Origin of the sequence: Amycolatopsis panacis, assembly GCF_003600245.1 — a bacterium.
GTDB classification, from domain to species: Bacteria; Actinomycetota; Actinomycetes; order Mycobacteriales; family Pseudonocardiaceae; genus Amycolatopsis; species Amycolatopsis sulphurea.
The window spans coordinates 65869-83478 of the sequence record NZ_QZFV01000075.1; the positions used below are offsets into that span (position 1 = coordinate 65869).

16 protein-coding genes are annotated in these 17610 nt (G+C 70.3%); 7 read left to right on the top strand and 9 right to left on the bottom strand.

Going from position 1 to position 17610, the window contains the following annotated elements; genetic code table 11:
- Positions 1–34: 34 nt before the first annotated feature.
- Both thiD and thiC read right to left on the bottom strand, forming a co-directional pair.
- Positions 35–856: a bifunctional hydroxymethylpyrimidine kinase/phosphomethylpyrimidine kinase gene (thiD, locus tag D5S19_RS12585; protein WP_120023535.1), complete on the bottom strand. Its 822-nt coding sequence runs from the start codon at positions 854–856 to the stop codon at positions 35–37.
- The gene (gene thiC, locus D5S19_RS12590; RefSeq protein WP_325050261.1) at positions 853–2511 is read right to left on the bottom strand and encodes a phosphomethylpyrimidine synthase ThiC; all 1659 of its coding nucleotides are present in this window, start codon (positions 2509–2511) and stop codon (positions 853–855) included. The genes thiD and thiC overlap by 4 nt, the downstream gene beginning before the upstream one ends.
- Before the next feature lie 290 nt (positions 2512–2801).
- On the opposite strand from thiC, the gene D5S19_RS12595 reads away from it, so the two are divergent.
- Positions 2802–4955, top strand: a complete 2154-nt coding sequence (locus tag D5S19_RS12595) for a glycoside hydrolase family 15 protein (RefSeq protein ID WP_120023536.1) — start codon at positions 2802–2804, stop codon at positions 4953–4955.
- A gap of 101 nt (positions 4956–5056) precedes the next feature.
- Here the strand turns inward: D5S19_RS12595 and D5S19_RS12600 are convergent, their stop codons facing one another.
- Positions 5057–5623, bottom strand: coding sequence for a peptide deformylase (locus D5S19_RS12600; RefSeq protein ID WP_098515027.1), 567 nt, complete (start codon positions 5621–5623; stop codon positions 5057–5059).
- A gap of 140 nt (positions 5624–5763) precedes the next feature.
- Here D5S19_RS12600 and D5S19_RS12605 point away from each other — a divergent pair, with 140 nt between their 5' ends.
- Positions 5764–6072, top strand: a complete 309-nt coding sequence (locus tag D5S19_RS12605; RefSeq protein WP_120023552.1) for a DUF3263 domain-containing protein — start codon at positions 5764–5766, stop codon at positions 6070–6072.
- Positions 6069–6710: a LytR C-terminal domain-containing protein gene (locus D5S19_RS12610; protein ID WP_120023537.1), complete on the top strand. Its 642-nt coding sequence runs from the start codon at positions 6069–6071 to the stop codon at positions 6708–6710. Before D5S19_RS12605 ends, D5S19_RS12610 begins: the two co-directional genes overlap by 4 nt.
- 79 nt (positions 6711–6789) lie before the next feature.
- Here the strand turns inward: D5S19_RS12610 and D5S19_RS12615 are convergent, their stop codons facing one another.
- From D5S19_RS12615 to D5S19_RS12630, 4 genes are read right to left on the bottom strand one after another with little or no spacing between them, the layout of a single operon-like run.
- Positions 6790–9081: an AAA family ATPase gene (locus D5S19_RS12615; RefSeq protein ID WP_120023538.1), complete on the bottom strand. Its 2292-nt coding sequence runs from the start codon at positions 9079–9081 to the stop codon at positions 6790–6792.
- Positions 9082–9131: 50 nt separating this feature from the next.
- Entirely contained in the window at positions 9132–10499 is a 1368-nt protein-coding gene (locus D5S19_RS12620) for an amidase (protein WP_120023539.1), read from the bottom strand.
- 52 nt (positions 10500–10551) lie between these two features.
- On the bottom strand, positions 10552–11535 hold the full coding sequence (gene pssA, locus D5S19_RS12625) for a CDP-diacylglycerol--serine O-phosphatidyltransferase (RefSeq protein WP_120023540.1): 984 nt from the start codon (positions 11533–11535) through the stop codon (positions 10552–10554).
- Positions 11536–11537: 2 nt separating this feature from the next.
- The gene (locus D5S19_RS12630; RefSeq protein ID WP_120023541.1) at positions 11538–12251 is read right to left on the bottom strand and encodes a phosphatidylserine decarboxylase; all 714 of its coding nucleotides are present in this window, start codon (positions 12249–12251) and stop codon (positions 11538–11540) included.
- Between the two features lie 259 nt (positions 12252–12510).
- Between D5S19_RS12630 and D5S19_RS32465 the strand changes: the two genes are divergently transcribed.
- Positions 12511–12687: a hypothetical protein gene (locus D5S19_RS32465; RefSeq protein ID WP_199730464.1), complete on the top strand. Its 177-nt coding sequence runs from the start codon at positions 12511–12513 to the stop codon at positions 12685–12687.
- 38 nt (positions 12688–12725) lie between these two features.
- On the opposite strand, the gene D5S19_RS12635 is transcribed toward D5S19_RS32465, so the two are convergent.
- Both D5S19_RS12635 and moeA read right to left on the bottom strand, forming a co-directional pair.
- Positions 12726–13016, bottom strand: a complete 291-nt coding sequence (locus D5S19_RS12635; RefSeq protein ID WP_120023542.1) for a GlsB/YeaQ/YmgE family stress response membrane protein — start codon at positions 13014–13016, stop codon at positions 12726–12728.
- Positions 13017–13291: 275 nt separating this feature from the next.
- Entirely contained in the window at positions 13292–14485 is a 1194-nt protein-coding gene (moeA, locus tag D5S19_RS12640) for a molybdopterin molybdotransferase MoeA (protein WP_120023543.1), read from the bottom strand.
- Between the two features lie 142 nt (positions 14486–14627).
- Here moeA and D5S19_RS12645 point away from each other — a divergent pair, with 142 nt between their 5' ends.
- The 3 genes from D5S19_RS12645 (at position 14628) to D5S19_RS12655 (ending at position 17280) form a co-directional block, all read left to right on the top strand.
- Positions 14628–15242 carry an AIM24 family protein gene (locus D5S19_RS12645; protein WP_098512950.1) on the top strand — a complete coding sequence of 205 codons (615 nt, stop codon included), beginning with the start codon at positions 14628–14630 and terminating at the stop codon, positions 15240–15242.
- Positions 15243–15349: 107 nt separating this feature from the next.
- A complete protein-coding gene (locus D5S19_RS12650) occupies positions 15350–15556 on the top strand; it encodes a cold-shock protein (RefSeq protein ID WP_098515029.1) in 207 nt (68 codons plus the stop codon).
- Positions 15557–15624: 68 nt separating this feature from the next.
- Positions 15625–17280, top strand: a complete 1656-nt coding sequence (locus D5S19_RS12655; RefSeq protein ID WP_233573862.1) for a serine/threonine-protein kinase — start codon at positions 15625–15627, stop codon at positions 17278–17280.
- Positions 17281–17610: the final 330 nt, after the last annotated feature.

Below are 17610 nucleotides of genomic sequence, written 5' to 3' on the forward strand. Positions count from 1 at the left end.
GGACGCAGAGTCCGTGAAGGCCACCTTCACAGCTTTACCCGCGAAGCCGCCAGAAGGGGGACACCGGGCCGACCCCGGCGCCGAGGGGATACGCCTCGGCCACGCAGCGCTCGATGAACCGCTTCGCCGCGCTCACCGCGGCCGGCACGTCGGCGCCGTTCGCGAGGGCCGAGGTGATGGCCGACGCCATGGTGTCACCGCCGCCGTGCGTGTTCTTCGTCGCGATGCGCGGGCCGGAAAGCTCGATCGTCTCGGCGCCGTCGGTGAGCAAGTCCACGCAATCCTCGGCGTCGTACAGGTGCCCGCCCTTGACCAGCACCCACGCCGAACCGAACTCCAGCAACGCTTCCGCTGCCTGGCGCTGACTCGCCCCGTCCGTCACCTCGACGCCGGTGAGCAGCCGTACCTCGTCGAGATTGGGCGTGATCAGCGTTGCGCGCGGGAAAAGCTCGGTGCGGATGGCTTCCAGCGCTTCTTCCCGCAGCAGAGCGTGGCCGGTCATCGACGCTGCCACCGGGTCGACCACGAAGGGCGTGTCCGTACCGCGTCCGATGTGGACTTCGTCGAGTGTCCCGGCGACGGTGTGGATGATCTCGGCAGTGGCGAGCATGCCGGTCTTCGCCGCGTCCACACCCATGTCGGACGCGACGGCCTTGATCTGCGCGCGTACGACTTCGGCCGGAATCTCGGTGAAACCCTGCACGCCCAGGGAATTCTGCACGGTGACCGCGGTCAGCGCGACCAGCCCGTGTACGCCGTGCGCGAAGAAGGTGCGCAGATCGGCCTGCACACCCGCACCACCGCCGGAGTCGGATCCGGCGATGGTGAGGGCGGTGTGCGGTGCGGCGTTGGTCACTGCCCGACCACGGGCAGATAGACCTTGTTGCCGCGCTCGGCGAACTCGTCCGACTTCTCCGCCATTCCGGCTTCAATGGCCTCCACAGTGGACAGACCGTGCTCCTCGGCGTACTTGCGCACGTCCTGGGTGATCCGCATGGAGCAGAACTTCGGCCCGCACATGGAGCAGAAGTGCGCGGTCTTCGCCGGTTCGGCGGGCAGCGTCTCGTCGTGATAGGACCGCGCGGTGTCCGGGTCGAGCGACAGGTTGAACTGGTCGTTCCAGCGGAATTCGAAGCGTGCCTTGGACAGCTCGTCGTCCCACTCCTGCGCGTGCGGATGGCCCTTGGCCAGGTCCGCCGCGTGCGCGGCGATCTTGTAGGTGATCACCCCGGTCTTCACGTCGTCGCGGTTGGGCAGGCCGAGGTGTTCCTTCGGTGTGACGTAGCACAGCATCGCGGTGCCGTACCAGCCGATCTGCGCCGCACCGATCGCGGAGGTGATGTGGTCGTAGGCCGGCGCGATGTCTGTCGCGAGTGGACCGAGGGTGTAGAACGGCGCCTCGCCGGTGAGCTTCTCCTCCAGCTCCACGTTCTCCTTGATCTTGTGCATCGGCACGTGGCCGGGACCCTCGATCATCACCTGCACGTCGTGCTCGCGGGCGATGTGCGTCAGCTCGCCGAGAGTTTCCAGCTCGGCGAACTGCGCGCGGTCGTTCGCGTCCGCGATCGAGCCCGGACGCAGGCCGTCGCCGAGGGAGAACGTGACGTCGTACTCGCGCAGGATCTCGCACAGCTCGGAGAAATGCGTGTACAGGAAGGATTCCTGGTGGTGGGCCAGGCACCAGGCGGCCATGATGGACCCGCCGCGGCTGACGATGCCGGTGACCCGCCGCGCGGTGAGCGGCACGTACCGCAGCAGCACGCCGGCGTGCACGGTCATGTAGTCCACGCCCTGCTCGCACTGTTCGAGCACGGTGTCCCGGTAGACCTCCCAGGACAGCTTTTCCGGGTCCCCGTTGACCTTCTCCAGCGCCTGGTACATCGGCACGGTGCCGACCGGCACCGGGGAGTTGCGCAGCAGCCATTCCCGGGTCTCGTGGATCCGCTTGCCGGTGGACAGGTCCATGATGGTGTCCGCGCCCCAGCGAGTGGCCCAGACCATCTTGTCCACCTCCTCCTCCACAGAGGACCAGACGGCCGAGTTGCCCATGTTGGCGTTGACCTTCACCAGGAAGTTCTTGCCGATGATCATCGGCTCGCTCTCCGGATGCCTGCGGTTGACCGGGATGACCGCGCGGCCGCGAGCCACCTCGTCGCGCACGAACTCCGCCGTGCACCGCTCACGGGCCGCGATGAACTCCATCTCCCGGGTGATCACCCCGGCTTTCGCCCAGCCGAGCTGGGTGTTGTGCGCCCGCCCGTCGGCCCAGCCCGCCCGCAATGGATGAAGTCCACTGTGGACGTCGATGGTGGCTTCCGGATCGGTGTACGGGCCCGACGTGTCGTACACGTCGAAGTGCTCCCCGTTCGACAGGTCGATCCGCCGGGCGGGTACCCGCAGGCCGGATTCGGTCCGGTGGTGGATCTTGCGGGAACCGGTGATCGGGCCGGTGGTCACCGAAGGCGTGATCGCCCGGTCCTCGTCCGCACTCGCGTTTTCCAGCGTCGTCAACGACGTTCACTCCCTACGCCGGCATTACCCGGTCAGGTTCCTGCGGTCGGCGGCACCGGGTGTCCACGAGACAGACACCAGCCGCCCTCTCAGCCCGCCAAGGCGCGAGCTCCCGCGTTGTGTTGAATGGGGGTTGCCCTCCGACCATGCCACGGCGGATCGGGTCCGCACAAGCCTGTCGCCTTGTCGACTCGGGGTGGCTTCACTGGATCGGAGCACTGGGCGGCCGGGGTGCGCAGGGGTGAGAATCGCAGTGCGTTCCGTGACGAATCGCACTATGCGGGGTGGAAATGCGAAAGGTCCTTCTTCTGGCGCTTGCCGCGCTGCTGGTGACAAGCGCGGTACCGGCGGCCGCGGTGGCGCCGGGGGAGGCGCCCGGGCGCCCCGGTGCGCACCCGAGCTGGCTGCCGGCGGACAAGACCGGGTTCGGCACGGCGCGCGAGCGCGGCAGCAATGTGTGGTTCACCTTGCAGGGCGGCCGGATGTCGGAGGTCTACTACCCGGACCTGTCGACGCCGAGTGTGCGCTCGCTGGATCTGGTGGTGAGCGACGGCCGGACCTTCGCGACGGTCGACTCCTCCGCGCGTGCCCAGCGAGTCCGGCGTGTGGACGGCTCCAGCCTCGGCTACGAGCAAACGATCACCGACGATCAGCGCCGATGGCGGTTGACCAAGACATACGTGACCGATCCGGCGCGCGCCACGGTGTTGGTACAGGTCGATCTCACCTCGCTCACCGGCCATCCGTACCAGCTTTACGCGGTCGCTGATCCGGACCTGACCAATGATGGCAGTGACGATTCCGCGCAGGCCACCGGTTCCGAAATGACCGCGAAGGACGGCAAGACCGCGGCCGCGTTCACCGCCTCGCCCGCGTTTTCCCGCACCAGCGTTGGCTATTCCGGAGTGTCCGACGGGATCACGCAGCTGACCACGAACCGCGCACTGATCCCGTACACCTCCGCGAGCAAGGGAAACGTCGTCCTCAGTGGACAAACCACAGTGGACGGTGTTGGTGTACGACAGGTGACTCTCGCCCTCGGCATGGCGGCGGATCCGGTCGCGGCCAGTCGTGCTGCGAATGCCTCACAACGACGTGGGTTCTCTTCGGTGCAGCGGGATTACGATCGCGGCTGGCATGACTACCTGCACACCTTGAGTGCTCCGCCGTCGCCCGCGGATCGCGATCTGTACCTCGCTTCGGTGCTCACTTTGGCGGCGAGTGAGGACAAACGGCACCCGGGCGCGTTCATCGCGTCGCCGAGTATGCCGTGGCGATTCGGGAACAACGACCCGGAATTCTCGCCGTCCGGTACCTATCATCTGGTGTGGCCGCGGGACCTCTACCAGATCGCCACCGGGCTGCTGGCGGCCGGCGATCGCGGAGCGGCGGACCGTTCCGTGGACTACCTGTTCGGCACCCAGCAAGTGCCGGACGGGCATCTGCCACAGAACACCACTGTGGACGGAACGCCGTACTGGAAGTCGATCCAGCTCGACGAGACCGCGCTCCCTATCGTGCTGGCGCAACAACTCGGGCGGACGGAGCTGTGGCCGGGCGTCCGCCGGGCGGCCGAGTTCCTGCTGAGTTGGCGCGCGGACAACGGCAAGACTTCTCCGTACAGCCAGCAGGAACGGTGGGAAGAGCAGGACGGGTACTCGCCGTCGACCATCGCGGCCGTGATCGCCGGCCTGGTCTGTGCCGCGGATCTCGCGCACCGCACGGGCGCCGCGGCCGACGCCGGGCGCTACCTCGCCGCGGCCGACCGATTCAAAGCCTCGCTACCACAGTGGACGGTGACCAGCAACGGTCCACTGTCGAAAGACCCGTACTTCGTTCGTCTCACCAAGGACGGAAACGCGAACGCGGGCACCGTGTACAACCTGGGCAACTCGTCGGTGACAATGGATCAACGCGCGGTAACCGACGCGGGCTTCCTGGAGCTGGTCCGCCTCGGCATCTACGCGCCGGAGGATCCGGTGATCCGCAACAGCGTGCGCGTCACCGACGCGGACATCTCGTACCACACGCCGAGCGGGCAATTCTGGCACCGGTACACAAAGGACGGTTACGGCGAACAGGCCCACGGCGCGCCGTGGGACAACACCTTCCCGGCCGGCAGCCGTTCTACCTTCGGCAGGCTGTGGCCGTTGCTGGCGGGCGAGCGCGGTGAGTACGAACTGGCCACCGGTGACCGTGCCGCCGCAGCCGGCCGGCTCCGTGACCTGTCGCGAGCGGCAAGCCCGGCGGACACCCTGCCGGAGCAGGTGTGGGACGAGAACCCGCCGTCCGGAACCGAGGGACACGCGCCAGGCACCCCGACCGCTTCGGCGACTCCGCTCGCCTGGACGCACGCCCAGTACGTCCGGCTGGCCTGGGCTGTCCGCACTGGCCGGGTGATCGAGCAGCCCACAGTGGTGCGTTGCCACTTCCTGGGCTGCTGACCTGCACTGGGCCGCTCGGGATCAATGCTGTGAAGGGTCCCTTCACGGACGCAGAGTCCGTGAAGGGACCCTTCACAGAGATCAGGCGTCGGCCACAGAGATCAGGCGTCGGCCGGGGTTTTCGGGGGTAGCCAGGTCAGGCCGGGGACGCCCCACTTGTTGTGCTTGAGCATCTTCTTCGCCGCGCGGGCGTGGCGGCCGATCAGGCGGTCCAGGTAGAGGTAGCCGTCCAGGTGGTCGGTCTCGTGTTGCAGGCAGCGGGCGAAGTAGCCGGTGCCTTCGACCTCGATCGGGGTGCCGTCCACGTCGGCGCCGGTCACCTTGGCCCAGCTCGCCCGGCCGGTCGGGTAGGACTCGCCGGGGGCGGACAGGCAGCCCTCCCAATCGTCGTCCGGGTCGGGCATGGTCTCCGGGATCTCCGAGGTCTCCAGCTTCGGGTTGACCACCACGCCGCGGTGCTGCACGCCCTCGTCGTCCGGGCAGTCGTAGACGAACAGGCGCAAGTCGAGGCCGACCTGGTTGGCCGCGAGGCCCACGCCCTCGGCCGCGTACATCGTCTCGAACATGTCCTCGACGAGCGTGCGCAGCTTTTCGTCGAACTCGGTGATCTCGCGAGTCGGCTGGTGCAGCACGGGTTCGCCGGCGATGCAGATGGGGAGGACGCTCACGAGCACCGAGTTTAGTCGGACCCACCTGCTACACCTGGAACCGACCGTGACGCGCCGTGCCGGATACCCAAGTGGAAGGGGTGTTCCGTGGTTGAATGGCGCCCGCGGAAGCGACAGCCGACACCGATTGCGAGGACCGCATGGACGCCGCGGAGTCGATGGCTGAGGATCAGCCGTCGCGGCCGGACCCCGTAACGGGGCTGACGGAGCGTGAGCTGGACATCCTCGCGTTCGAGCGGCAATGGTGGCGGCACGCCGGCGCCAAGGAAAACGCCGTCCGCGAGCGGTTCGGGCTCTCCTCCACCCGCTACTACCAGCTGCTGAACGCACTGCTGGCGAAGCCGGAGGCGGTGGCCGCGGACCCGATGCTGGTCAAGCGGCTGCGCAAGACCCGCGCGGCGCGGCAGCGCAAACGCGGCGCACGCCGGTTGGGGATCGAGCTGTCATGAGCTTCTTCTCCGGACTGTCTCGCCCGCTGCGAGCCGCGGGCGTTGCGCTGATCGGGGTCGCTGTGGTGTCCGCGGTCGTCGGCGGCGTGACCGTGCTCAACACCTCCAATTCGAGCAGCGACGACAAGGCCGCCCCGGCCACGTCGAGCGCGCCGAGCGTAGGCCCGACGTCCAGCCAGGCGCCGGCCTCGACGTCCTCCTCCGCACCGCCGTCCTCGTCTTCCGCGCCGCCGTCGCCGCCGCCCTCCTCGTCGACTGCGGCGGGTGGCCGGCCCGGTGCGCAGCCGGGCCAATCGGGCGGACAGCCCGGTCAGGCGGGTAACGGCGAGCAGGCCTCGAACAAGTGGGTCACCCTGCGGGTCTACAACAACTCGCTGGTCAAGCACCTCGCCGAACAGGCCGCCAGCGACTTCCGTGCCTCGGGCTGGAACGTGGCCGAGGTCGGCAACTACGCCGAGGGCACGATCCCGAAGACCACCGCCTACTTCCGCCCGGGCACCGACGAGGAGGCCGCGGCCAAGCAGCTGGGCACCGAGTTCGGCTTCGCCGTGCAGCCGCGGTTCGACGGTATCCAGGGCTCCAGCCCCGGGGTCATCGTGATCATCACCAAGGACTACCACGGCCACCAGGGCAGCTGAAAAGCTGTGAAGGGCACCTTCACAGCCTCAGAGTCCGTGAAGGTGCCCTTCACAGCCTTCAATCTTGGTGAGGGGGGCCTCAGCGGTCCTGTTGTGCTTGGGCGTAGGCGGCAAGCTGGGCCAGCTGAGCCGGATCGAGGGACGGCCGCACGACCGTGCGGGCCTTCTCCAGATGCGCGGCGGTGACCTCGCGTGCTTCCAGCGACTCGCGCATCGCGGTGAGCGCGGCCTCCCGGATCAGCGCCGCACAGTCCGCCGCCGAGTAGCCTTCCATCTCCGCGGCCACCGCCTTCAGGTCCACATCGGAGGCCAGCGGAGTGTTCTTCGCGGTCGCGGTGAGGATCGCGGCGCGCGATTCCGCGTCCGGCGGCGGTACGTAGACCCGGCGCTCCAGCCTGCCGGGGCGCAGCAGCGCCGGGTCGACCAGCTCGGGCCGGTTGGTCGCGCCGAGTACGACGACCTCGCGCATCGGCTCCACCCCGTCCAGTTCGGTGAGCAGTGCGGCGACCACCCGGTCGGCCACGCCGGAGTCCGAGGACTGGCCACGGCGCGGGGCCAGCGCGTCGATCTCGTCCAGGAAGATCAGCGAGGGCGCGGCCTCCGCGGCGCGGCGGAACAGGTCCCGCACCGCGCGCTCGGACTCGCCGACCCACTTGTCCAGCAGTTCGGCACCCTTGATCGCGAACACGTTCAGTGCGCCGGTGCCGGCGAGCGCCCGGACCAGGAACGTCTTCCCGCCGCCGGGCGGGCCGTAGAGCAGCACCCCGCGAGGCGGCTCCACCCCGAGCCGGGCGAACGAATCGGGGTAGCGCAACGGCCACAACACCGTCTCGGTCAGCGCTTCCTTCACCGCGGTCATGTTCCCGACATCGTCGAGGGTGAGCCCGCCGGTGGCCAGATTGTCCGATGTGGACAGTGAGATCGGCCGGACGGTGGCGAGCGCGTCGAGCAGATCCTGCTGGGAGATCAGCGGCTCGGCGGCCTCTCGCTGGCGCAAGGCGGCCCGCAAAGCCGCATCCCGGCGCAGGGCGAGCAGGTCGGCGGCGACGAAGCCGGGTGTGCGCTCGGCGAGGACGCCGAGGTCGGCGCCCGGTTCGACCGGGGCGTCACGCAGCAGGATGCGCAACAGCTCGACGCGGGTCTTCGCGTCCGGCAGCGGCAGGCTCAGCTCGCGATCGAGCAGGTCGGCGGCGCGCAACCGCGGATCGACCGACTCGGCACGCGCGGTCGTGGCCACCACCGCGAGACCTTCGCGGCGCAGCGCGCCACGCAGCTCTTCCAGCACCACAGTGGCCACCGGCGGCGGCTGAGACGCCGGCAGCAACGCGTCGATGTCGTTGATCAGCAGCACCCCGGGGCCTTCTCCCTTGGCGGCGCGCTCGATCGCTTCCCGGAACCGGGTGTAGGCCGCGCCCGGTTCCAGCACGGCGATGTTCGGCGCGGTCAGCGCGACCACGCGCACGTCCTCGGCTTTCGCGACCGACCGCACCAGCGTGGCCTTGCCGACGCCTTCCGGCCCGGACAGCAGGACGCCCAGCTGTGCCGAAGTGCCGAGTCGCGTCAACAGCTCCGGACGGCGGAAGGCGAGGTCGAACCATTCGGCGAGCTTCCGCGCCGCGCCCTCGGCGCCCGCGAGGTCGGTGACCGGCGGGACCGGTTCGACGACCTCCTTGACCTCGGTGATCACTTCCTCGACGATCTCCGCTTCGAGGTAGTCCTCCTCCGCGGTCACCGCGGTGCTGCGCACCAGCGCGGTCGCGCTTCGCGTCGAGGGCCGCGGCACGCTCGGCGGCTCGCCGGTGCGTGCGCCGTCCCGCCAACTGACCACTGTGGACGGTCCGACCGCGACCGCGCCGTCCGGCTCGGTGGCCGTGACGGTCAGCAGCTCGTTGGTCCAGGTCGCCCCGATCACCCGGGACAGCTGCCCGCGCACGGCCGCGACGTCCGAACCCGGTGCGGGCACGAGATCCTGCGGCAGCAGGGAAACCGCGTCTCCCCGGGTGAGCACCTTGCCGGTGAGCGCGAGCCGCAACGTCTGCGGGGACACCGCCACCGACGCCAGCCGTGAACCGGCGACGGTGACCGTCCGCGCCGCGGCGACTTCGGCCGGGGCGACCACGACCTCACCGCCCTCGGCGATCCCGAGGTTCGACATCGTCACGTCGTCGGTCAGCACCACGCCGGGCAGCCCCGCCTCGTCGGCGGGCGCGGCCAGCGCGGCGCTGCGGCGCGCCCCGATGAGGTGCACCGCGTCCCAGGCCCGCAGGCCCAGCGCGTCGAGCACCTCCGGGTGCAACCGCACGACCCCCCGCCGGGAATCGAGCGCGGACGACGTGTGCCGGACGGTCAACGTGATCTGCGGATCGCTCACGACGCCAAACTACCGTGTGTCCCGGCCGCGCGAGCGAGGATCACCGTGCCTCAGAACTCCGGCCGCCGCCCGCGTACCGGGCTCACCGTCTCCAGGCGCGCGGCCACGTCGAGCAGGTCTCCGTCGGCCCACCAGCGCCCGGCCAGCTGGACGCCGATCGGCAGCCCGGTTTCGGTCTTGCCGAACGGCAGTGCGAGCGCGGGCATCCCGGTCACGTTGAACGGCGCGGTCGCGCGAGCGACGGAGACGGAGGACACCTCGATGCCGTCCACCAAGTGGCTTGGCCGCGCGTGCGGCTGCGCCGGGAACGGCACGACCGGGCAGAGCAGCACGTCGTAGGTCTCCAGCCAGCCGGCGAACGAGGACCGCAGCTGTTCCACGGCTTGCTCGGTCGCCACGTAGTCGGCGAGCGTGGGTTCCGGCATGGCCAGCGTGAGTGCCGTCGACGGGTGCAGTTCCGCATCCCGGCCGTGGGCGAGCTTGCGCAGGTATGGCTGGATCTCGGCGAGAAGCAGCGGGGCGGCCAGGAGAGTCCAGTCCTGTTTGGCCAGCCACGGCAGCTCGACCTGTTCGACGTCGAAACCGAGGTCCGCCAACGCGGCTGCAGCTGCCGAGACGGTGCCTGCCACCTCCGGATCGATCGGGCCGAACGCGTCGGTGGTCCAGCCGATCCGGGGCCGTCCGGACGGGCGAGCGGCGGGCACCGCGACCGCGTACGGGTCGACCCCATCCGGGCCTTCCAGCAGCGACAGCGCGAGACGCAGGTCGCGCACGGTGCGTGCCATCGGCCCGACGTGCCACCAGCGCCGCAGCGTCTCGGAGAAGTGCCCGGTGCACGGCACCCGCCCGTGCGTCGGCTTCAGCGTGGCGATCCCGGTGAAGTGCGCGGGTCCGCGCAGCGAGACGACGAGGTCGCTGCCCAGCCCGAGCGGGGACATCCCGGAGGCGATCGCCGCGGACTCGCCGCCGCTCGACCCGCCCGGCGTGCGGTCCGGGTCGTACGGATTCCGGGTCCGCCCGGTGACCAGACTGTCCGTTTCGGTCCAGATCGCCAGCTCCGGCAGGTTCGTCTTGCCGAGCGGAATTCCGCCGGCCGCGCGCAGCCGGGCCACCGCCACCGCGTCCTGCTCCGGCACATGGTCGCTGAACAGCGCGGAGCCACGGGAGGTGCGGACCCCGGCGGTGTCGAACAGGTCCTTGATCGTGAACGGCACTCCGCTCAGCGGTCCGGGCCGGGGATCGCGCGCCTCGGCCAGCGCCTGCTCGCCCAGCACGGTGACGAACGCGTTGGTCCGCTCGCCGGCCGTCTCGATCCGGTCGAGGTGGGCTTGGACGACCTCGACCGCGGTGACCTCGCCCGTCGCGACCAGGCGGGCCAGCTCGGTCGCATCGAGCCAGGCAAGATCGACTGAATTCATTTCGCGGACGCTAGCACCGGCACCGGACGCGGGAGCACCGCAGAACGAGGGGCTAGCGGCGCCGGATGCCGATCCGCCGCCAGCTCCGCCGCCGCTGTCCAGGACCGGACGACGGGGGCGGAGTGTTGCTGTGATCGCGTTCGCGCAGGGTGCGCGTGCGGACGAGATCACCGGCCGAGAGCGGACGCCGGACCGCGCGCATCGCGGCACCGGCGACCCGGCGCGAGGCGGGCCGCAGACGCAAGCGGCGCTGACTGCGTGCCCGCCGGATCGCCCTGCGTTCACGCGGCGGCACCGCCCACGCTTCGGGATGCGCGGCGAGCCAACGATTCCGGTACACCGCGTACGGGATGTGCAGCAGGTACAGCACGAGCGCCGCGGCCAGCGCCACGAGCGGGAACTGGATGATCGCCGCGGCCAGCAGGCCGACACCGACCAACAGCGGCGCGATCGCCTTCGCGGGCACCTTGATGGTCTTGAGCGACAGCGTCGGGATTCGGCTGATCAGAAGCGCGGCGACCGCGATCGTCCAGATCAGCACCACGTACTGCTCCGACCACCAGCCCTCGCCCCACTGCAGGCTGAGGATCAGCGGCAGCATCGCGACCAGCCCACCGGCCGGCGCGGGCACGCCGACGAAGAACTCCGAGGCGTACGCCGGCTTATCGGTTTCGTCGAGCAGAGTGTTGAACCGGGCCAGCCGCAGAATCATGCACACCGCGAAGATCAGCGACGCGACCCAGCCGATCCGGTCGCCGTGCGATTGCCACACGTAGAGCACGAGCGCCGGGGCCACGCCGAAGGAAATCCCGTCGGACAGCGAATCCAGCTCGGCGCCCATCTTCGACGTGGCGTCGAGCAGCCGGGCGATCCGGCCGTCGAGGCTGTCGAGCACCGCGGCGATCCCGATCGAGGCGATCGCCATCGGGTAGTTGCCGGTGAGCGCGAACTGCACCGAGGACAGCCCGGCGCACAATGCGAGCACGGTGATGGCGTTCGGCAGCAGCCGAATGCCGGGGGTGGTCACGCGGACCATCGTCAGCCTTCTCCCAGCGGGGGCAGTTCGGCGAGCACGGTCTCCCCGCCGACCGTCCGCTGGCCCTTGGCCACCACGACCTTGCTGCCCTCGGGCAGGTACAGGTCGACCCGCGAGCCGAACCGGATGATGCCGTAGGTCTGGCCCGCGGCCACCTTCTCACCCTCGGCCACGTCACACCGGATCCGGCGGGCGACGAGACCGGCGATCTGCACGACCACGAGCTCGTGGCCTTCGATCGTGCGCAGCAGTACGGAGTTGCGCTCGTTGTCCTCGCTCGCCTTGTCCAGGTCCGCGGAGAGGAATTTGCCCGGCCGGTAGGCCACTTTCTCCACCATGCCCGCGGACGGCGTGCGCTGGACGTGCACGTCGAACACGGACAGGAACACGCTCACCCGCATCCGCGGCCGGGCGGACAGGCCCAGTTCGGGCGGCGGCACGGCCTTCTCGATCAGCGAGACGAGCCCGTCCCCCGAGGCGATCGCCACGTTCTCCCGGGGCGGCGGCACGCGCTTGGGCTCGCGGAAGAACGCCGCGGTGGCGGCGGTGGCGAGCGCGCCGGCCACGCCGAGCGGCTTCCACAGCCTGCGCAGCAGCAGCGTCGCGGCCAGGCCGCCGAGCACGAACGGACGGCCCGCCGGATGCATCGGCGGGATGGTCTCGCGGGCGAGCCGGACGGCGTGCGCGAGGGGGTTGCCGGTGGGCTGGCCGCTCATAGGGTCGGTTCCCCGCAGTTCGTTTCGGTCGGTGGGATCAGACGGTGTACCCGTACGATTCGGGTGGTCTCCACGCTACCGCCCGGCGGTGGGGGAACACGCCCGCCCCTGGCCACACGGGGTCCGGGCGCCCCGCACGAGGTGCGTCGATCCGGGTGGTCATGCCCACAAACCGGTAACGACGCGTCGAACTCCCCGATAACACCCGGTAGTCGACGCCGCTCGGGGCCGGTGCCCGGGCCGGGAGGGCGAGGAAGCGATGGTCGGAGCCGATCTGCTTGCCCACATGTTGTGCGCCTGGCGCCGGGACATCGTTTCGGTGCCGGTGCCCCAGCTGGTGGATGCCGAGCACGGCGCACGGCTCGTGCGCGAAGCCGCCCGGGTGCATGCGTCCCCCGACGATGCACGCACCCGGGCGCGGAACGGGTCAGTCTAGCCCGTCCACGCCCGTGAGGACAGGCCGTTGAACCAGGTTCACCGGTGGTCCCGGTGCCGGCCGCGGTCCACCACGGCGTTGACCAGTTGCACCACCAGCAACAGCCCGATCGCGCCGAGGATGGCCACGCCGAAGCTGGGGAAGTCGAAGTCGAACTGCCGCTGCTCGCCGGTCGCGAGCCGGTAGACGAACCCGCCGATGGCCGCACCGAGCACCCCGACGACCACACTGACCAGGCAGCCCTGCCGGCGCCGCCGTGGCCCGCCGACCACCAGGTTCGCCAGCCACCCGACCAGCGCGCCGAAGACGATCCACAGGATGATGCCCACGCCCCGAGCCTACTTCCCCCACTCGCCAGGGCCAGGGCTGTGAAGGGCACCTTCACGGACTCTGAGGCCAGGGCCCCGGCAAAGTCGGTATAGAGGTCTGTGAAGGGACCCTTCACGGACTCTGAGTCTGTGAAGGGTCCCTTCACAGACCCGAAACCGGTCCGGCGCACGCCACGAGGTGGTCGCACACACCTCCGCATCGCCCACTGCCGGGTCCCCGACCAACTTTGCCGACACCCTGGACGCTGAGGCTGTGAAGGTGCCCTTCACGGCTTTCAGAGGAGCAGGACGTCGACCTCGCCGCCGCGGGGTGCGGAGGTGACCTCCTCCGGCAGCACGATCAGGCAGTTGGCCTGGGTGAACGCGGCGAGCAGGTGGGATCCGGGGCCACCGCGCGGACCGACCTGGCCGGTCACCTCGCCCTCGGCCTGGGTGTAGTAGCCGCGCCGGAACTGCCGCCGCCCCGGCGGCGACGACAGCTCCTCGGTGAGCCGCGCGCGGACCCGGCGGCGTTCGGGATCGGGGTGCCCCATCGCAGAGAGCAGCGCCGGGCGCAGAAACGCCTCGAACGACACCAGCACGCTCACCGGATTCCCCGGCAGCGTCACCACCGGCACGCCGTTCCACCGGCCACAGCCCTGCGGCCCGCCCGGTTGCATCGCGATCTTGCGGAACTCGACGCCCTGGGTGCTCAGCGCGTCCTTCACCACTTCGTACGCGCCGGCGGAGACCCCGCCCGAGGTGATCAGCAGATCCGCCCCGGCGAGCTTCGGTTCGACGATCCTGCGGAACTCCCCGACGTCGTCGACCACACTGCGCACCACCTCGACCCGGCAGCCGAGCCCGCTGAGCGCGGCCGCGAGCATCACGCTGTTGGACTCGTAGATCTGCCCGTGCCGCAACGGTTCCGGGGCAGTCACCAGTTCGGTACCGGTGGACACGACGAGTACCGACAGTGGCTCACGCACCGGCAGTTCGGCCAAGCCGATCGCGGCCGCGAGGCCCAGTTGTGCATGGCCGAGCACGGTGCCCGCGTGCAGGGCGAGGCTGCCCTTCGTCACGTCCTCACCGGTGCGGCGCACGTGGTTGCCCACCGCCGCGGCGCGATCGATCCGGACGTCGGTGGTGCCGCCGTCGGTGTGCTCGACCATCACCACCGCGTCCGCGCCGGGCGGCAGCGGAGCGCCGGTCATGATCCGATGCGCGGTGCCTGGCGCCAGGGGCGCGACGTCCACTCGCCCGGCCGGGATGTCGTCCGCCACCGGAAGCGTGACAGGTGTCTCTGCGACGTCGGCCGCGCGCACCGCGTAGCCGTCCATCGCCGAATTGTCGAACGGGGGCAGGGCCACCTCCGCGGACAGGTCGGCGGCCAGCACCAGCCCGGCGGCGCGGGCCAGCGGAACAGCGGTGATCCGGGCGTGGCCGAGCAGGTCGGTCACGATCCCCCGGTAGGCGTCGACGGAGATCACCGGACCATCCTGCCTCCGTTACCCGATCGTGCAACACTCTCCCGGCACAGTCGGGGAGCATCGGGAGTACGAATGCAGGTCAAGGTTCGGCAGCAGCCGTCGTCCGCCATCGCCAACGTCGCGTCGTTCCCCGCGCGCTGACATGCGGGTGCACACCAGGCACACCCCCGGGTTCGGCGTGGCGAGGGTGCTGCTGGCTTCGGGCGAAGCGGTGCAGTCGGCCACCGAGACCATGCTGGCGAGCAGCTTCGGCGTGGTCGAGTCGAGCGCGGCCCGCGGTGGCCGCAAATCCGGCCGGACGGTGTTCACCGCGCCGCAGGGCGGTGGCTGGGTCGACCTCGCCCCGGACGGTCCCGGCGACGTCTATCCGCTCGAACTGACCGGCGGCACCGGCTGGTCGGTGCATCGGGACGCGGTGCTCGCCCGGCCGAGTTCGGTGCGGCACGACGCCGCCTGGGCGCCGTTGCAGCAGCTCTTTGGCGCGGACTCCGGATTCCTGGAGCACTACAGCGGGACCGGGCCGCTGGTGCTGACCTCGCCCGGCCCGGTGGATTCGTTCACGCTCTCGCCAGGCGAGCTGGTGACCGTCCGCCCGGAGTACGTGCTGGCGTATCCGGACGCGGTGCAGGCGCGGTTGCGTGCGGTCGATCCGAGCGGCCCGCAGTCGTTGCGCACCGGGGAGGGGCTGGTGCTCGACTTCGCCGGTCCGGGCACGGTGCTGGTCACCGCGCGCTGCCAGCGGGTGTCGCGCGGCTAGCGGATTCCGCTCGATTGCCCATTGCCGACGGCGCTGATTCCGGTAGCGTGAACTGCACTTCCGGCCTGCTGGAAGCGCAGTAGGTTTTCACACCGTGGGAGGGCGCCGTGGCTGTCGGCACCGTCAAGTGGTTCAACTCGGAAAAGGGCTACGGGTTCATCGAATCCCCCGAAGGGCCGGATGTGTTCGTGCACTATTCGGCGATCCAGGCGGAGGGCTTCCGCACCCTCGACGAAGGGGACCGGGTCGAGTTCGAGATCCAGTCCGGGCGGGACGGCCGCAGCCAGGCAGCCGAGGTCCGGAAGGTGTCCTGAGGCATCCTTGTTGACCGGTTGGGCGAACCGGCAGTGGCAGCCGATACCGGCGCGTTAAGCTGCGCAGCGTGACAGGCGATGTGTCGGGGGACCTCACCGGTCGGCGGCTGGGCCACTACCGCATCGACTCGGTGCTCGGCAAGGGCGGCATGAGCGTGACCTACCAGGCCACGGACGTGCGGCTGGGCCGCAAGGTGGCGCTGAAGGTCATCGGTGACCACCTCGGCACGGACGCCGAGTTCCGCGAGCGGTTCGTCGACGAGGCCCGCAACACCTCCGCGATCGACCACGCCAACGTCGTGCCGCTGTACGACTTCGGCGAGCTGGACGGGATGCTCTACATCGCCATGCGAATGGTCGACGGCGGGGACCTCGCCGGCCTGGTCTCCGGTGGCCCGATCGCCCCCGCCCGTGCGCTGACCCTGCTCGACCAGGTCGCCGACGCACTGGACACCCTGCACAGCCACGGCCTGGTACACCTCGACGTGAAACCGGCCAACGTCCTGGTCACCAGCCGCGAAACCTCTCGTGAGCACGTGTACGTCGCCGATTTCGGGCTGACTCGCCGTGGCGCCACCGGCCATCGCACCCGCGGTGGTGACTTCCTCGGCTCGCCCACCTACGCCGCCCCCGAACATCTGCGTGGCGAACCTCTCGACGGCCGCACCGACCAGTACGCCCTCACCTGTGTGCTGTTCGCCTGTCTTACCGGGAACCCGCCCTTCCGCGGCGATGTGCCGACGGTCATCAAGGGCCATCTCGCCGGGGAGCCGCCGTCGGTGTCCCGCGCCGTGGCCTTGCCGCCCGCGCTGGACGAGGTCGTCCGCAAGGGCATGGCCAAGGCGCCCGCCGACCGTTATCCGAGCTGTGTGGCGATGATCGAGGCGGCACGGGTGGCGCTCGGGTCGCTCGCCGCCTCCGACACCGTGCCCGGCCAAGGCGGTCCCGGTGCGGGCGGGTTCGCCGCCGCGAACGGCTCGGCCGCTGTGGACAATCCCGGGAACCCCGCGGGGCTGGGGAACTCGGCGGTGCCCGGCGGCAGTCCCGGTGCGGCGGGCCCGGTTTATCCCGCAGGGCAAGGAAATCCGGCGTCGGGCAACCCCGCGGATGAGAACAACCCTGCCGTGCCAGGCACTTTCGCGAGCCCGGGCAACCCGGCCGCCCAGGCGAATCCGGTCGGACCGGGGAACCCCGCGGTGGGTGGTCCCGGCAGTTGGGGCGCGCCGCCCGGTCCGGGTGGTTACGGCGCCCCGGCGGCCTACGGTGCTCCCGGCGGTCCTGCTCAGCCCGGCTACTCCGGGATGCCGGGTGGCTACGGAACCGGCTACCCCGCGCAGCAGAACCCGGCTGCCCACCCCGGCTACGGCTACCCCGGTCAGCAACAACCCGGGCAACAGTCGCCCGGTTTTGGCTACCCGAACCAGGTCTACGGCGATCCGATGCGGGTGCGCCCGCCGTCACCGGTCGCCGGGGACGAGGCGTTCCAGCCCGTCGGCAAGGATGGCGGGCTCAAATGGCTGTGGATCGTGCTCGGCGTCGTCGTGGCGGCCGGGTTGGTGATCGGCGCGATCCTGCTCTTCGGCGGGGACGACAGCGGCAGCGGCAGCACCACGCCCACCTCGACCGCGCCGAACGTCCCGGTCGGGCCGGGTGGGCAGGGCGGCACCGGGCCGTCCTCGCTGCGCCCGCCGCCCTCGTCGATCCCGATCCAGCCGAGCCGCTGACCCCGCCCGTGCCGGGATGTGCCCGCCCCGGCCGGGGGTGATCCGCACGACTTCCGCCTGTGCCGCCGAGGCCCGGCTGACCCCCGCCTCGCCGACGCGCACCGCATTCTCCCGCGCCTGCTCCCGCGCCTGAGGCGCATGCTGTGAAGGGTCCCTTCACAGCCGCAGAGTCCAGGGTTCCGGCAAAGTCGGTGTAGAGGTCCGTGAAGGGACCCTTCACGGACTCTGATAGGGCTTTGTCAGGAGTTGTTGATCTTGTGGTGTGATTCTGGTGTGGATCTTGCTGTGGTGCGGGCTTTGAATGGTGAGCTGGAGCGGTTCGTGATGGAG

Bases quoted from the DNA above. Each gene is read 5' to 3' on its own strand.
- D5S19_RS12595 (WP_120023536.1), top strand. From the start codon at position 2,802: ATGCGAAAGGTCCTTCTTCTGGCGCTTGCCGCGCTGCTGGTGACAAGC.
- D5S19_RS12605 (WP_120023552.1), top strand. From the start codon at position 5,764: ATGGACGCCGCGGAGTCGATGGCTGAGGATCAGCCGTCGCGGCCGGAC.
- D5S19_RS12610 (WP_120023537.1), top strand. From the start codon at position 6,069: ATGAGCTTCTTCTCCGGACTGTCTCGCCCGCTGCGAGCCGCGGGCGTT.
- D5S19_RS12620 (WP_120023539.1), bottom strand. From the start codon at position 10,499: ATGAATTCAGTCGATCTTGCCTGGCTCGATGCGACCGAGCTGGCCCGC.
- pssA (WP_120023540.1), bottom strand. From the start codon at position 11,535: ATGGTCCGCGTGACCACCCCCGGCATTCGGCTGCTGCCGAACGCCATC.
- D5S19_RS12630 (WP_120023541.1), bottom strand. From the start codon at position 12,251: ATGAGCGGCCAGCCCACCGGCAACCCCCTCGCGCACGCCGTCCGGCTC.
- D5S19_RS32465 (WP_199730464.1), top strand. From the start codon at position 12,511: ATGGTCGGAGCCGATCTGCTTGCCCACATGTTGTGCGCCTGGCGCCGG.
- D5S19_RS12645 (WP_098512950.1), top strand. From the start codon at position 14,628: ATGCGGGTGCACACCAGGCACACCCCCGGGTTCGGCGTGGCGAGGGTG.